Origin of the sequence: Neisseria sp. HMSC067G12 (genome assembly GCF_001812725.1) — a bacterium.
GTDB lineage: Bacteria > Pseudomonadota > Gammaproteobacteria > Burkholderiales > Neisseriaceae > Neisseria > Neisseria perflava.
Genome location: NZ_KV810181.1, coordinates 1 through 15687, shown reverse-complemented (window position 1 = coordinate 15687; position 15687 = coordinate 1). Strand labels below are relative to the sequence as shown.

Annotated in this window: 11 protein-coding genes and 1 tRNA gene; all 12 read left to right on the top strand. The window is 45.8% G+C overall.

All coding sequences use genetic code 11. The features are described from left to right. Window positions 1–47: 47 nt before the first annotated feature. The 12 genes from HMPREF2871_RS00115 (at window position 48) to fusA (ending at window position 15566) form a co-directional block, all read left to right on the top strand. Window positions 48–123 (top strand) — tRNA-Trp (locus HMPREF2871_RS00115). 131 nt (window positions 124–254) lie between these two features. Next, the gene (gene secE, locus HMPREF2871_RS00110; RefSeq protein ID WP_004521090.1) at window positions 255–530 is read left to right on the top strand and encodes a preprotein translocase subunit SecE; all 276 of its coding nucleotides are present in this window, start codon (window positions 255–257) and stop codon (window positions 528–530) included. Window positions 531–532: 2 nt separating this feature from the next. After that, complete coding sequence (gene nusG, locus HMPREF2871_RS00105; RefSeq protein ID WP_003680697.1) at window positions 533–1066, top strand: transcription termination/antitermination protein NusG; 534 nt, start codon at window positions 533–535, stop codon at window positions 1064–1066. 104 nt (window positions 1067–1170) lie between these two features. Continuing rightward, window positions 1171–1605, top strand: coding sequence for a 50S ribosomal protein L11 (gene rplK / locus HMPREF2871_RS00100; protein ID WP_002220151.1), 435 nt, complete (start codon window positions 1171–1173; stop codon window positions 1603–1605). Further along, the gene (gene rplA, locus HMPREF2871_RS00095; protein ID WP_003677918.1) at window positions 1605–2300 is read left to right on the top strand and encodes a 50S ribosomal protein L1; all 696 of its coding nucleotides are present in this window, start codon (window positions 1605–1607) and stop codon (window positions 2298–2300) included. Before rplK ends, rplA begins: the two co-directional genes overlap by 1 nt. A 223-nt stretch (window positions 2301–2523) precedes the next feature. Further along, window positions 2524–3024 (top strand): 50S ribosomal protein L10, encoded by a 501-nt coding sequence (rplJ, locus tag HMPREF2871_RS00090; protein WP_003680699.1) that lies wholly within the window; start codon window positions 2524–2526, stop codon window positions 3022–3024. Between the two features lie 57 nt (window positions 3025–3081). Further along, the gene (gene rplL / locus HMPREF2871_RS00085) at window positions 3082–3453 is read left to right on the top strand and encodes a 50S ribosomal protein L7/L12 (RefSeq protein WP_003677916.1); all 372 of its coding nucleotides are present in this window, start codon (window positions 3082–3084) and stop codon (window positions 3451–3453) included. 189 nt (window positions 3454–3642) lie between these two features. After that, entirely contained in the window at window positions 3643–7821 is a 4179-nt protein-coding gene (gene rpoB / locus HMPREF2871_RS00080; RefSeq protein WP_004521091.1) for a DNA-directed RNA polymerase subunit beta, read from the top strand. Between the two features lie 156 nt (window positions 7822–7977). Next, the gene (rpoC, locus tag HMPREF2871_RS00075) at window positions 7978–12153 is read left to right on the top strand and encodes a DNA-directed RNA polymerase subunit beta' (RefSeq protein ID WP_004521093.1); all 4176 of its coding nucleotides are present in this window, start codon (window positions 7978–7980) and stop codon (window positions 12151–12153) included. A 329-nt stretch (window positions 12154–12482) separates the two neighbouring features. Beyond that, on the top strand, window positions 12483–12854 hold the full coding sequence (gene rpsL / locus HMPREF2871_RS00070) for a 30S ribosomal protein S12 (RefSeq protein ID WP_002218431.1): 372 nt from the start codon (window positions 12483–12485) through the stop codon (window positions 12852–12854). A gap of 117 nt (window positions 12855–12971) precedes the next feature. Continuing rightward, window positions 12972–13442, top strand: coding sequence for a 30S ribosomal protein S7 (gene rpsG / locus HMPREF2871_RS00065; RefSeq protein ID WP_002240962.1), 471 nt, complete (start codon window positions 12972–12974; stop codon window positions 13440–13442). A gap of 18 nt (window positions 13443–13460) precedes the next feature. Continuing rightward, window positions 13461–15566 carry an elongation factor G gene (gene fusA, locus HMPREF2871_RS00060; protein ID WP_003749269.1) on the top strand — a complete coding sequence of 702 codons (2106 nt, stop codon included), beginning with the start codon at window positions 13461–13463 and terminating at the stop codon, window positions 15564–15566. The last annotated feature ends 121 nt before the right edge of the window (window positions 15567–15687 follow it).

Below are 15687 nucleotides of genomic sequence, written 5' to 3'. Positions count from 1 at the left end.
GTACCGTAGGTGCGGGTGTGGTTTCTTCTGTAATCGCTTAAGTTTACAGGCCAATAGCTCAATTGGTAGAGTATCGGTCTCCAAAACCGAGGGTTGGGGGTTCGAGACCCTCTTGGCCTGCCAAATAAAAAATTAACCGGCCTTGTGCCGGTTAATTTTTTTGTACTTAAGTTTTAAGATTATTTGGAATTAATTAATGGATCAATGCCACTATCTAAAATAAAGGCGGGTGGGGTATTGATAAGTGAGTAAAGATGACAGAACATCCGTCTGGACGCAAAGAAGACCATCAGAAAAAGGAAGTTGTGGTAAGTAATAAGCCAGCTCCTGAAAAGAAAGAAGGTCTGTTTGCATATTTTAAGAGCTCTTGGACTGAGTTTAAGAAGGTAGTTTGGCCGAGTCGTGATGAAGCGGTCAAAATGACTGTATTCGTGATTATCTTCGTTGCAGTTTTAGCAGCCTTCATTTATACGGCAGATACAATTATTTCATGGTTGTTTTTTGATGTTTTATTAAATAGGAAAGGGTAAAGATGTCAAAGCGTTGGTATGTGGTACAGGCCTATTCCGGTTTCGAGAAAAATGTTCAAAAAACATTGAAAGAGCGTATTGCTCGTGAAAACATGGAAGAATATTTCGGCCAGATTCTCGTTCCTGTGGAGGAAGTAGTAGATATCAAGAATGGCCGAAAAACCATCAGTGAGCGTAAATTCTATCCAGGCTATGTATTGGTTGAAATGGAAATGACTGATGATTCATGGCACTTGGTTAAGAGTACCCCTCGAGTAAATGGTTTTGTAGGCGGTAGTGGAAATCGCCCGATCCCAATTTCTCAAAAAGATGCAGATGCTATTTTGCAACAAGCTAAAACAGGTGTTGAGAAGCCAAAACCAAAAGTTGAGTTTGAAGTTGGTCAGCAAGTTCGAGTAAACGAAGGCCCATTTGCTGATTTTAACGGTATTGTTGATGAAGTTAACTACGAACGTAATAGACTGCGTGTTTCAGTTCAGATTTTTGGTCGTGAAACACCGGTTGAATTAGAGTTCGGTCAGGTTGAAAAGATTTAAGTGGTTTAATTCGCTTGAAAATTTTTTTTTAAGCGGATATAATCGCAAATTCTGTTTGGGAAGCGGAATGGTTCCGCGTTATACCCGTTTTTAGGAGTTCTTAAGTGGCAAAGAAAATTATCGGCTACATCAAACTGCAAATTCCTGCAGGTAAAGCCAATCCATCTCCCCCAGTTGGTCCTGCTTTGGGTCAACGTGGTTTGAATATCATGGAATTCTGTAAAGCATTTAATGCTGCAACCCAAGGTATGGAACCTGGTTTGCCAATTCCAGTCGTTATTACTGCATTTGCGGATAAATCATTCACTTTTGTGATGAAAACCCCTCCAGCTTCTATCTTGTTGAAAAAAGCTGCTGGTCTGCAAAAAGGTAGTTCTAATCCTCTGACTAATAAAGTGGGTAAATTGACCCGCGCCCAGTTGGAAGAAATTGCTAAAACTAAAGAGCCTGATTTGACTGCTGCTGACTTGGATGCGGCTGTTCGCACTATTGCCGGCTCTGCTCGCTCAATGGGCTTGGACGTGGAGGGTGTTGTATAATGGCTAAAGTATCTAAACGCTTGAAAGCTCTGCGCTCTTCTGTTGAAGCTAACAAACTGTACGCAATCGACGAAGCAATTGCTTTGGTTAAAAAAGCTGCTACTGCTAAATTTGACGAGTCTGTTGACGTATCTTTCAACCTGGGTGTTGATCCTCGTAAATCTGACCAAGTTATTCGTGGTTCAGTCGTTCTGCCTAAAGGTACCGGTAAAACAACTCGCGTAGCTGTGTTTACTCAAGGTGCAAATGCAGATGCTGCTAAAGAAGCTGGCGCAGATATTGTCGGCTTTGAAGATCTGGCTGCTGAAATTAAAGCTGGTAACTTGAACTTTGACGTTGTTATTGCTTCTCCTGATGCAATGCGTATCGTTGGTCAATTGGGTACCATCTTGGGTCCTCGTGGTCTGATGCCAAACCCTAAAGTAGGTACTGTTACTCCTAACGTTGCTGAAGCAGTTAAAAATGCAAAAGCAGGTCAAGTACAATACCGTACAGATAAAGCAGGTATCGTTCATGCAACTATCGGTCGTGCTTCTTTCGCTGAAGCTGACTTGAAAGAAAACTTCAATGCGTTGCTGGATGCTATCGTTAAAGCCAAACCTGCTGCTGCTAAAGGCCAGTACCTGAAAAAAGTTGCTGTATCCAGCACTATGGGTTTGGGTGTTCGCGTTGATACTGCAAGCGTGAACAACTAAGAAATTTTCAGGTGATCCAGTTTTCTGGATTGCCTGAATTTGGGCTACTTAAAATTAAGTAGATGTCCAAGACCGTAGGGATCGTAAGATTTAATCGTAACTGCCCTACGCAGACGGTAGTCCTGAAACACATTGCAAGATTGCTTGTAAGATGTCTTTTTAGGTTACCGCGCTGGTGGGATATCATTTCGGTATCCTGTTTATAAACAGTGGGAGGTAGACCTTGAGTCTCAATATTGAAACCAAGAAAGTGGCCGTAGAGGAAATTAGCGCAGCAATTGCTAACGCTCAAACTCTCGTAGTCGCTGAATATCGCGGTATCAGTGTTTCCAGCATGACTGAGCTTCGTGCGAATGCACGTAAAGAAGGCGTGTACTTGCGTGTTCTGAAAAATACTCTGGCTCGTCGCGCAGTAGAGGGTACTTCATTCGCAGGTTTGGCCGATCAAATGGTTGGTCCATTGGTTTACGCTGCTTCTGAAGATGCTGTTGCTGCTGCTAAAGTACTGCACCAATTCGCGAAAAAAGATGACAAAATTATCGTTAAAGCCGGTTCTTACAATGGCGAAGTGATGAACCCTGCTCAGGTTGCTGAGTTGGCTTCTATTCCAAGCCGCGAAGAACTGTTGTCCAAACTGTTGTTCGTTATGCAAGCTCCTGTATCAGGCTTTGCACGTGGTTTGGCTGCTTTGGCAGAGAAAAAAGCTGGCGAAGAAGCCGCTTAATCGATTTTGTTTCATTTAATCAATTATTTTTTAATACAATATTTGGAGTAAAATAGCATGGCTATTACTAAAGAAGACATTTTGGAAGCCGTTGGTTCTTTGACCGTAATGGAATTGAACGACCTGGTTAAAGCTTTTGAAGAGAAATTTGGCGTTTCTGCTGCTGCCGTTGCAGTTGCAGGTCCTGCAGGTGCTGGTGCAGCTGCTGCTGAAGAAAAAACTGAATTTGACGTAGTATTGGCTTCTGCTGGTGATCAAAAAGTTGGCGTGATTAAAGTTGTCCGCGCTATCACTGGCTTGGGTCTGAAAGAAGCTAAAGACATCGTTGACGGTGCACCTAAAACTCTGAAAGAGGGTGTTTCTAAAGCTGAAGCTGAAGACATCCAAAAACAACTGGAAGAAGCCGGCGCTAAAGTCGAAATCAAATAATTTAATGCTTCCTGTGAAGGCTGGCAGTTTTCTGCCAGCCTTATTTTGCTTCTTCAAATAAGCATCAGGCATTGTTTACATTTATTTGCATAGTCTTGATAAAACCATTGCAAATAAATGTAAATATCAGGTTGATGCATGCCGTTGTTTTAGACGGCCTATTATTTAAAATTGCTTTTCGGAGTGTATATGAGCTATTCGTTTACCGAGAAAAAACGTATCCGTAAGAGTTTTGCAAAGCGAGAGAATGTCTTGGATGTTCCTTTCCTGCTGGCAACCCAAATTGATTCTTATGCGAAATTTTTACAGTTGGAAAACGCTTTTGACCAACGTACTGATGATGGTCTGCAAGCAGCATTCAATTCTATTTTCCCGATTGTGAGCCATAATGGTTATGCACGATTGGAGTTTGTGCATTACACATTGGGCGAACCTTTGTTCGATATTCCTGAATGTCAATTGCGCGGTATTACTTATGCGGCTCCATTGCGTGCACGTATCCGTTTGGTGATTTTGGATAAAGAAGCGTCTAAACCGACCGTAAAAGAAGTTCGTGAAAACGAAGTATATATGGGCGAAATTCCGTTGATGACGCCAAGTGGCTCTTTTGTCATCAATGGTACAGAGCGTGTAATTGTTTCCCAGTTGCACCGTTCTCCTGGTGTGTTCTTTGAGCATGACCGTGGTAAAACACATTCTTCCGGTAAGTTGTTGTTCTCTGCTCGTATTATTCCTTACCGTGGTTCATGGTTGGATTTCGAATTTGATCCAAAAGATTTGCTGTATTTCCGTATCGACCGTCGCCGTAAAATGCCGGTTACGATTTTGTTGAAAGCTTTGGGCTATAACAATGAACAAATCTTGGATATTTTCTACGACAAAGAAACTTTCTATTTGTCTTCAAACGGTGTTCAAACTGATCTGGTTGCAGGCCGTCTGAAAGGTGAAACTGCCAAAGTTGACATCTTGGATAAAGAAGGCAATGTACTGGTTGCCAAAGGTAAACGCATTACTGCGAAAAATATCCGTGATATTACCAATGCAGGCTTGACTCGTTTGAATGTAGAGCCAGAAAGCTTGATAGGCAAAGCATTGGCTGCTGACCTGATTGATCCGGAAACCGGTGAAGTATTGGCTTCTGCTAACGATGAAATTACAGAAGAACTGTTGGCTAAACTTGATATCCATGGTGTAAAAGAAATTACGACCCTTTATATCAACGAATTGGATCAAGGCGGTTACATCTCCAGCACTCTGCGTACAGACGAAACTGCTGATCAGCAAGCTGCACGCGTAGCGATTTACCGCATGATGCGTCCTGGCGAACCGCCTACCGAAGAAGCTGTTGAGCAGCTCTTCAACCGCTTGTTCTTCAGTGAAGACAGCTATGATTTGTCTCGCGTAGGCCGTATGAAATTCAATACGCGCACATACGAGCAAAAACTGTCTGAAGCACAACAAAACTCTTGGTATGGCCGTTTGCTGAACGAAACTTTGGCCGGTGCTGCCGAAAAAGGTGGTTACGTTCTGAGCGTTGAAGACATTGTTGCTTCCATTGCTACATTAGTTGAACTGCGTAACGGTCATGGTGAAGTAGACGATATTGACCACTTGGGTAATCGTCGTGTTCGTTCTGTGGGTGAGTTGACTGAAAACCAATTCCGCAGCGGTTTGGCTCGTGTAGAACGTGCAGTTAAAGAGCGTTTGAACCAAGCAGAATCTGAGAACTTGATGCCGCATGACTTGATCAATGCGAAACCTGTTTCTGCCGCGATTAAAGAATTCTTCGGTTCCAGCCAATTGAGCCAATTTATGGATCAGACCAACCCATTGTCTGAAGTAACCCATAAACGCCGTGTATCTGCATTGGGCCCGGGCGGTTTGACTCGCGAACGTGCAGGCTTTGAGGTGCGAGACGTACATCCGACCCACTATGGCCGTGTATGTCCTATTGAAACACCTGAGGGTCCAAACATTGGTTTGATCAACTCATTATCCGTTTATGCGCGTACCAATGATTATGGTTTCTTGGAAACTCCTTACCGCCGTGTTGTCGATGGCAAAGTAACTGAAGAAATCGACTACTTGTCTGCTATCGAAGAAGGCCGTTATGTGATTGCACAGGCGAATGCCGATTTGGACAAAGACGGTAATTTGATTGGCGACTTGGTCACTTGTCGTGAAAAAGGCGAAACCATTATGGCGACGCCTGACCGCGTTCAATATATGGACGTGGCAACCGGTCAAGTGGTATCCGTTGCAGCATCTCTGATTCCATTCTTGGAACATGATGACGCGAACCGTGCATTGATGGGTGCCAACATGCAACGTCAGGCTGTACCGTGTCTGCGCCCTGAAAAACCGATGGTTGGTACCGGTATTGAGCGCTCTGTTGCCGTTGACTCTGCAACTGCAATCGTTGCCCGCCGCGGCGGTGTGGTTGAGTATGTAGATGCCAACCGTGTTGTAGTTCGTGTTCATGATGATGAAGCGACTGCCGGTGAAGTGGGTGTCGATATTTACAACTTGGTTAAATTCACCCGTTCTAACCAATCTACCAACATCAACCAACGTCCGGCCGTAAAAGCAGGCGATGTGTTGCAACGTGGTGACTTGGTGGCCGACGGTGCATCTACCGACTTGGGCGAGTTGGCTTTGGGTCAAAACATGACCATCGCCTTCATGCCATGGAACGGTTACAACTACGAAGACTCGATTCTGATTTCAGAAAAAGTGGCTGCAGACGATCGTTATACTTCGATTCACATTGAAGAGCTGAACGTTGTCGCACGTGACACTAAACTGGGTGCGGAAGACATTACCCGCGATATTCCGAACTTGTCTGAGCGTATGCAAAACCGTTTGGATGAATCCGGTATCGTATATATTGGTGCAGAAGTAGAAGCTGGTGACGTCTTGGTAGGTAAAGTAACACCTAAAGGCGAAACCCAACTGACTCCTGAAGAAAAACTGCTGCGTGCCATCTTCGGTGAAAAAGCGTCTGACGTAAAAGATACTTCATTGCGTATGCCTACCGGCATGAGCGGTACCGTTATCGATGTTCAAGTCTTTACTCGTGAAGGTATTCAACGCGACAAACGTGCTCAATCCATTATTGATTCTGAGCTGAAACGTTACCGTCAAGACTTGAGCGACCAGTTGCGTATTTTTGATAACGACGCATTTGACCGTATCGAGCGTATGATTGTTGGTCAAAAAGCCAATGGTGGTCCGATGAAGCTGGCTAAAGGCAGTGAAATCACTACCGAATATTTGGCGAGCCTGTCCAGCAAACATGATTGGTTTGACATCCGTTTGGCTGACGAAGATTTGGCCAAACAGTTGGAACTGATTAAATTGAGCCTGCAACAAAAACGCGAAGAAGCGGATGAGTTGTATGAGATCAAGAAGAAAAAACTGACCCAAGGCGACGAGCTGCAACCGGGCGTACAAAAAATGGTGAAAGTATTTATCGCCATCAAACGCCGTCTGCAAGCCGGTGACAAAATGGCGGGTCGCCACGGTAACAAAGGTGTGGTATCACGCATTCTGCCGGTGGAAGACATGCCTTACATGGCTGACGGCCGTCCGGTAGACATTGTACTGAACCCATTGGGCGTACCTTCCCGTATGAACATTGGTCAGATTTTGGAAGTTCACTTGGGTTGGGCGGCAAAAGGTATCGGTGAACGCATCGATCGTATGCTGAAAGAGCAACGCAAAGCCAGCGAGCTGCGTGAATTCTTGAACAAACTCTACAACGGTAGCGGTAAGAAAGAAGATTTAGACAGCCTGACAGATGAAGAAATCATCGAATTGGCTTCTAACCTGCGCAAAGGTGCGTCTTTCGCCTCTCCTGTATTCGACGGTGCGAAAGAGTCTGAAATCCGCGAAATGTTGAACTTGGCTTACCCAAGTGAAGATCCTGAGGTTGAGAAACTGGGCTTCAACGACAGTAAAACTCAAATCACGCTGTATGACGGCCGTTCCGGCGAAGCATTTGACCGCAAGGTTACAGTCGGTGTGATGCACTATCTGAAACTGCACCACTTGGTTGACGAAAAAATGCACGCCCGTTCTACCGGTCCATACAGTTTGGTTACCCAGCAGCCTTTGGGCGGTAAAGCTCAGTTCGGTGGCCAACGTTTCGGCGAGATGGAGGTTTGGGCATTGGAAGCATACGGCGCGGCATACACGCTGCAAGAGATGCTGACTGTGAAGTCTGACGACGTGAACGGCCGTACCAAAATGTACGAAAATATCGTCAAAGGTGAACACAAAATCGATGCCGGTATGCCTGAATCCTTCAACGTATTGGTTAAAGAGATTCGCTCACTGGGCTTGGATATCGATTTGGAACGCTACTAAACAGAAGTTTTCAGACGGCCTTTTAAGGTCGTCTGAAAAAGCGGTTTCAGAATAAGAATGAAGCAATCGGCATTTAGGCCATCTGAAATCAAAAGTACCGTTTCCCAATATCGAAAATCCGCCATGCGGTAAAAATACTTCCTTCAAGGAGCAAAAATGAATTTGTTGAACTTATTTAATCCGTTGCAAACTGCCGGCATGGAAGAAGAGTTTGATGCCATCAAAATCGGTATTGCCTCTCCCGAAACCATCCGCTCATGGTCTTATGGCGAAGTTAAAAAACCTGAAACCATCAACTACCGCACGTTCAAACCTGAGCGTGACGGTTTATTCTGTGCCAAAATCTTTGGCCCGGTCAAAGACTATGAATGTTTGTGCGGTAAATACAAACGCTTGAAATTTAAAGGCGTAACCTGTGAAAAATGTGGCGTAGAAGTGACCCTGTCTAAAGTACGCCGCGAACGCATGGGCCACATTGAATTGGCAGCACCAGTTGCCCATATTTGGTTCTTGAAATCCCTGCCTTCCCGCTTGGGTATGGTACTGGACATGACTTTGCGCGATATCGAACGCGTATTGTACTTTGAAGCATTTGTGGTAACCGATCCCGGCATGACTCCGTTGCAACGTCGTCAATTACTGACTGAAGACGATTACTACAACAAACTGGACGAATACGGCGACGACTTCGATGCCAAAATGGGTGCAGAAGGTATCCGTGAATTGTTGCGCACCTTGGATATTACCGGCGAAATCGAAATCCTGCGTCAAGAGCTGGAATCTACCGGTTCTGACACCAAAATTAAAAAAATTGCCAAACGTTTGAAAGTATTGGAAGCTTTCCACCGTTCCGGTATGAAACTGGAATGGATGATTATGGACGTGCTGCCGGTATTGCCGCCTGATTTGCGTCCGTTGGTTCCATTGGATGGTGGTCGTTTTGCCACTTCCGATTTGAACGATTTGTACCGCCGCGTTATTAACCGTAACAACCGTCTGAAACGTCTGTTGGAACTGCATGCGCCTGACATCATCGTTCGTAACGAAAAACGTATGTTGCAAGAAGCAGTTGACTCTCTGTTGGATAACGGCCGTCGCGGTAAAGCCATGACCGGCGCCAACAAACGTCCGCTGAAATCATTGGCTGACATGATTAAAGGTAAAGGCGGCCGCTTCCGTCAAAACCTGCTGGGTAAACGTGTGGACTACTCTGGTCGTTCCGTGATTACCGTAGGTCCATACCTGCGTCTGCACCAATGTGGTCTGCCGAAAAAAATGGCGTTGGAACTGTTCAAACCATTCATTTTCCACAAATTGGAAAAACAAGGTTTGGCGTCTACCGTTAAAGCTGCGAAAAAATTGGTAGAACAAGAAGTACCTGAAGTATGGGATATCTTGGAAGAAGTGATCCGCGAACATCCGATTATGCTGAACCGTGCGCCAACCCTGCACCGTTTGGGTATTCAAGCGTTCGAACCTATCCTGATCGAAGGTAAAGCGATTCAGTTGCACCCATTGGTGTGTGCCGCATTTAACGCCGACTTTGACGGTGACCAAATGGCTGTACACGTTCCATTGAGCTTGGAAGCACAAATGGAAGCACGCACGCTGATGCTGGCTTCAAACAACGTATTGTCTCCAGCCAACGGCGAACCAATCATCGTACCTTCTCAAGATATCGTATTGGGTCTGTACTACATGACCCGCGACCGTATCAATGCCAAAGGCGAAGGCAGCCTGTTTGCCGATGTGAAAGAAGTGCATCGTGCATACCATACCAAACAGGTTGAACTGGGTACGAAAATTACCGTACGTCTGCGCGAATGGGTAAAAAACGAAGCAGGTGAGTTTGAGCCTGTCGTTAACCGTTACGAAACGACTGTCGGCCGTGCATTGTTGAGCGAAATCTTGCCTAAAGGCCTGCCGTTCGAGTACATCAACAAAGCGCTGAAGAAAAAAGAAATTTCTAAACTGATTAACGCATCATTCCGTCTGTGCGGTTTGCGTGACACAGTTATTTTTGCCGACCACTTGATGTATACCGGTTTCGGTTTTGCGGCTAAAGGCGGTATTTCCATTGCGGTTGACGATATGGAAATTCCGAAAGAAAAAGCAGCCTTGCTGGCTGAGGCTAATGCCGAAGTTAAAGAAATCGAAGACCAATACCGTCAAGGTTTGGTGACCAACGGCGAACGTTACAACAAAGTGGTCGATATTTGGGGTCGTGCCGGCGATAAGATCGCTAAAGCGATGATGGACAATCTGTCCAAACAAAAAGTTATCGACCGTGACGGCAACGAAGTTGATCAAGAGTCCTTCAACTCTATTTACATGATGGCCGACTCTGGTGCCCGTGGTTCTGCAGCTCAGATTAAACAGTTGTCCGGTATGCGTGGTTTGATGGCCAAACCTGACGGCTCTATTATCGAAACGCCAATTACCTCTAACTTCCGCGAAGGTTTGACTGTATTGCAATACTTTATTGCGACCCACGGTGCGCGTAAAGGTTTGGCGGATACCGCGTTGAAAACGGCAAACTCTGGTTACCTGACCCGTCGTCTGGTAGACGTAACTCAAGACTTGGTCGTTGTTGAAGACGATTGCGGTACTTCAGACGGCTTTGTCATGAAAGCAGTAGTACAAGGCGGTGACGTAATTGAAGCGTTGCGCGATCGTATTTTAGGCCGTGTTACAGCATCAGATGTTGTTGATCCTTCAACTGGCGAGACTTTGGTTGAGGCAGGTACACTGCTGACTGAGAAATTAGTTGATATCATTGACCAATCTGGTGTTGACGAGGTTAAAGTCCGTACGCCAATTACTTGTAAAACCCGTCATGGCTTGTGTGCACACTGTTATGGCCGCGACTTGGCGCGCGGTAAACTGGTTAACGCTGGTGAAGCTGTAGGTGTAATTGCTGCACAATCTATTGGTGAGCCAGGTACTCAGCTGACCATGCGTACGTTCCACATCGGTGGTGCGGCATCTCGTGCGGCTGCTGCCAGTCAAGTGGAAGCCAAATCCAATGGTACAGCTCGTTTCAGCAGCCAAATGCGTTACGTTGCCAACAACAAAGGCGAATTGGTTGTCATTGGCCGCTCTTGTGAAGTAGTGATTCACGACGATATCGGTCGCGAACGTGAACGTCACAAAGTACCTTACGGTGCAATCCTGCTGGTACAAGACGGCGAAGCCATTAAAGCCGGTCAAACTTTGGCAACTTGGGATCCGCATACCCGTCCGATGATCACCGAACACGCAGGTATGGTGAAATTCGAAAACGTGGAAGAGGGTGTTACCGTTGCGAAACAAACTGACGATGTAACCGGTTTGTCTACTTTGGTAGTGATTGACGGCAAACGTCGTTCTTCTAGTGCTTCTAAACTGTTGCGTCCGACTGTCAAACTGTTGGATGAAAATGGTCTGGAAATTTGCATTCCTGGTACGACTACCCCAGTTTCTATGGCATTCCCGGTCGGTGCGGTGATTACTATCCGTGAAGGTCAGGAAGTCGGTAAGGGTGATGTGTTGGCGCGTATTCCACAAGCGTCTTCTAAAACCCGCGATATTACCGGTGGTTTGCCGCGCGTTGCTGAGTTGTTTGAAGCACGCGTGCCGAAAGATGCCGGCATGTTGGCTGAAATTACCGGTACCGTTTCCTTCGGTAAAGAAACCAAAGGTAAACAGCGTCTGATTATTACCGATGTAGACGGTGTAGCATACGAAACGCTGATTTCTAAAGAGAAACAGATTTTGGTGCACGACGGTCAAGTGGTAAACCGCGGTGAAACCATCGTGGATGGTGCCGTAGATCCGCATGACATTCTGCGTCTGCAAGGTATCGAAGCATTGGCTCGCTACATTGTTCAAGAGGTACAAGAGGTTTACCGCTTGCAAGGTGTGAAGATTTCCGATAAACACATCGAAGTCATCATCCGCCAAATGCTGCGCCGTGTGAACATTGTGGATGCTGGTGATACAGAGTTTATTACCGGCGAACAAGTTGAGCGTAGCGATGTGATGCTTGCCAATGAGAAAGCCATCGCTGAAGGCAAAGAGCCGGCACGTTATGAAAATGTGTTGTTGGGTATTACCAAAGCTTCCTTGTCTACCGACAGCTTCATTTCTGCAGCATCGTTCCAAGAAACAACCCGCGTCTTGACCGAGGCCGCTATCATGGGCAAACAAGACGAGCTGCGCGGTTTAAAAGAGAACGTGATTGTCGGTCGATTGATTCCTGCCGGTACAGGTTTGACCTACCACCGCAGCCGTCATCAACAATGGCAGCAAGCCGATCAAGTAACTTCTGAAACCGAAGCTTTAGACGAATAATCCCGAGGGATTATTGTGAAAATAAAACCGCAAGCCAGTCTTGCGGTTTTATTTTTTAGAGGACTTAAAAGAGGGTAGAGTTTAAGGCCGTCTGAATAAATAAGGAAAGCAATGGAGAAAATAAGTAGAGAACTAAATTGCGGACTTATTTAAAATGACAAAGGCCGTCTGAATATTTCAGACGGCCTTTGTTTCCAAAATTTAGACATAAATTGGAAAACACCAAACTTTATCAGTCATTTGCTTGACTAAACCCTTGCAATAAAAATATAATTCCAATCTTGTCGACATGGTGTCGGCAAGTATTTAACTCAACAGGACGAGAAAATATGCCAACTATTAACCAATTGGTACGCAAAGGCCGTCAAAAGCCTGTGTACGTAAACAAAGTGCCTGCACTGGAAGCTTGCCCGCAAAAACGTGGCGTCTGCACCCGTGTATACACAACTACCCCTAAAAAACCTAACTCTGCATTGCGTAAAGTATGTAAAGTTCGCCTGACCAACGGTTTTGAAGTAATTTCATATATCGGCGGTGAAGGCCACAACCTGCAAGAGCACAGCGTCGTATTGATTCGCGGCGGTCGTGTAAAAGACTTGCCAGGTGTACGTTACCACACTGTACGCGGTTCTTTGGATACTGCAGGTGTTAAAGACCGTAAACAAGCCCGTTCTAAATACGGTGCTAAGCGTCCTAAATAATTATCGGGACTCAAATAGGCACGTCGGCCGCCTAAGCTGAACAACGGCCGAGTAAGTGAATACTCAATTGGGTATTCATGGGAATTGCCCCAACTGAATAGATTAAAGGAAATTAAAATGCCAAGACGTAGAGAAGTCCCTAAGCGCGACGTACTGCCAGATCCTAAATTCGGCAGCGTTGAGCTGACTAAATTCATGAACGTATTGATGATTGACGGTAAAAAATCTGTTGCAGAACGTATCGTTTACGGTGCGTTGGAGCAAATTGAGAAAAAAACCGGCAAAGTAGCAATTGAAGTATTTAACGAAGCCATTGCAAACGCCAAACCTATCGTGGAAGTGAAAAGCCGCCGTGTAGGTGGTGCAAACTACCAAGTTCCTGTTGAAGTTCGTCCTTCACGTCGTCTGGCCTTGGCAATGCGCTGGGTTCGCGATGCGGCCCGTAAACGTGGTGAGAAATCTATGGACCTGCGTTTGGCAGGCGAATTGATTGATGCGGCTGAAGGTCGTGGCGGTGCGTTGAAAAAACGTGAAGAAGTACACCGCATGGCTGAAGCTAACAAAGCATTCTCTCACTTCCGTTTCTAATATCGAAAGGCTAACAAAATGGCTCGTAAGACCCCTATCAGCCTGTATCGCAATATCGGTATTTCTGCCCATATTGACGCGGGTAAAACAACCACAACAGAACGTATTTTGTTCTATACAGGTTTGACTCATAAATTGGGCGAAGTGCATGACGGCGCGGCTACTACCGACTACATGGAACAAGAGCAAGAGCGTGGTATTACCATTACTTCTGCTGCTGTGACTTCTTATTGGTCTGGTATGGCGAAACAGTTCCCTGAGCACCGTTTCAACATCATCGACACTCCGGGACACGTTGACTTTACTGTAGAGGTAGAGCGTTCTATGCGTGTATTGGACGGCGCGGTAATGGTTTACTGTGCAGTAGGCGGTGTTCAACCTCAATCTGAAACCGTATGGCGTCAAGCTAACAAATACCAAGTACCTCGCTTGGCATTTGTAAACAAAATGGACCGTCAAGGTGCCAACTTCTTCCGCGTTGTTGAGCAAATGAAAACCCGTTTGCGCGCAAACCCAGTACCTATCGTGATTCCGGTTGGTGCGGAAGACAGCTTCAGCGGTGTCGTTGACCTGTTGAAAATGAAATCCATTATTTGGAATGAAGCCGATAAAGGTACAACCTTTACCTATGGCGACATTCCTGCTGAATTGGTTGAGACTGCCGAAGAATGGCGTCAAAACATGATTGAAGCTGCAGCAGAAGCCAGCGAAGAATTGATGGACAAATACTTGGGCGGTGATGAGCTGACTGAAGAAGAAATCGTAGGCGCATTGCGTCAACGTACTTTGGCCGGTGAAATTCAACCAATGTTGTGCGGTTCAGCATTTAAAAACAAAGGTGTTCAACGTATGTTGGATGCAGTTGTAGAATTGCTGCCTGCTCCTACCGACATTCCTCCAGTTCAAGGTGTTAACCCTAACACTGAAGAAGCCGACAGCCGTCAAGCCAGCGATGAAGAGAAATTCTCTGCATTGGCGTTCAAAATGTTGAATGATAAATACGTTGGTCAGCTGACTTTCATCCGCGTTTACTCTGGTGTGGTGAAATCCGGTGATACCGTATTGAACTCTGTAAAAGGTACTCGCGAACGTATCGGTCGCTTGGTGCAAATGACTGCTGCAGACCGTACTGAAATTGAAGAAGTACGCGCTGGTGATATTGCAGCTGCGATCGGTCTTAAAGACGTTACTACTGGTGAGACCTTGTGTGCAGAAAGCGCACCTATCATCTTGGAACGCATGGAATTCCCTGAGCCGGTAATCCATATTGCCGTTGAGCCGAAAACCAAAGCCGACCAAGAGAAAATGGGTATCGCCCTGAACCGTCTGGCGAAAGAAGACCCTTCTTTCCGCGTTCGTACAGACGAAGAGTCCGGTCAAACCATTATTTCTGGTATGGGTGAGCTGCACTTGGAAATTATTGTTGACCGTATGAAACGCGAATTCGGCGTGGAAGCAAACATCGGTGCGCCTCAAGTGGCTTACCGTGAAACCATCCGCAAAGAAGTTGAAGCTGAATACAAACATGCCAAACAATCTGGTGGTAAAGGTCAATACGGTCACGTTGTGATCAAAATGGAACCTATGGAACCAGGTGGTGCGGGCTACGAATTTATCGATGAAATTAAAGGTGGTGTGATTCCTCGCGAATTTATTCCGTCTGTCGATAAAGGTATTCGCGATACTTTGCCTAACGGTATCGTTGCCGGTTACCCAGTAGTTGACGTACGTGTGCGTCTGATCTTCGGTTCTTCACACGATGTTGACTCCTCTCAACTGGCCTTCGAATTGGCTGCGTCTCAAGCCTTCAAAGAAGGTATGCGTAAAGCCAATCCAGCTCTGTTGGAACCAATCATGGCAGTTGAGGTGGAAACACCTGAAGAATACATGGGTGACGTAATGGGCGACTTGAACCGTCGTCGTGGTGTTGTATTGGGTATGGATGATGACGGCATCGGCGGTAAAAAAGTCCGTGCCGAAGTGCCTCTGGCAGAAATGTTCGGTTATTCTACCGACCTGCGTTCTGCAACCCAAGGCCGCGCTACTTACTCTATGGAGTTCAAGAAATATTCTGAAGCTCCTGCCCACATAGCTGCTGCTGTAACTGAAGCCCGTAAAGGCTAATCAGGCAAATAGGTCGTCTGAAAGGCTGAAATGATTTTTCAGACGGCCTCTGTTCTTTAATCGATCTTTAATGTAAAGGAATTAGCTCATGGCTAAGGAAAAATTTGAACGTAGCAAACCG

What these genes read in the sequence shown, in the direction of transcription:
- secE (WP_004521090.1), top strand. Translation starts at nt 255, where the DNA reads ATGACAGAACATCCGTCTGGACGCAAAGAAGACCATCAGAAAAAGGAA.
- nusG (WP_003680697.1), top strand. Translation starts at nt 533, where the DNA reads ATGTCAAAGCGTTGGTATGTGGTACAGGCCTATTCCGGTTTCGAGAAA.
- rplA (WP_003677918.1), top strand. Translation starts at nt 1,605, where the DNA reads ATGGCTAAAGTATCTAAACGCTTGAAAGCTCTGCGCTCTTCTGTTGAA.
- rplL (WP_003677916.1), top strand. Translation starts at nt 3,082, where the DNA reads ATGGCTATTACTAAAGAAGACATTTTGGAAGCCGTTGGTTCTTTGACC.
- rpoB (WP_004521091.1), top strand. Translation starts at nt 3,643, where the DNA reads ATGAGCTATTCGTTTACCGAGAAAAAACGTATCCGTAAGAGTTTTGCA.
- rpoC (WP_004521093.1), top strand. Translation starts at nt 7,978, where the DNA reads ATGAATTTGTTGAACTTATTTAATCCGTTGCAAACTGCCGGCATGGAA.
- rpsL (WP_002218431.1), top strand. Translation starts at nt 12,483, where the DNA reads ATGCCAACTATTAACCAATTGGTACGCAAAGGCCGTCAAAAGCCTGTG.
- rpsG (WP_002240962.1), top strand. Translation starts at nt 12,972, where the DNA reads ATGCCAAGACGTAGAGAAGTCCCTAAGCGCGACGTACTGCCAGATCCT.
- fusA (WP_003749269.1), top strand. Translation starts at nt 13,461, where the DNA reads ATGGCTCGTAAGACCCCTATCAGCCTGTATCGCAATATCGGTATTTCT.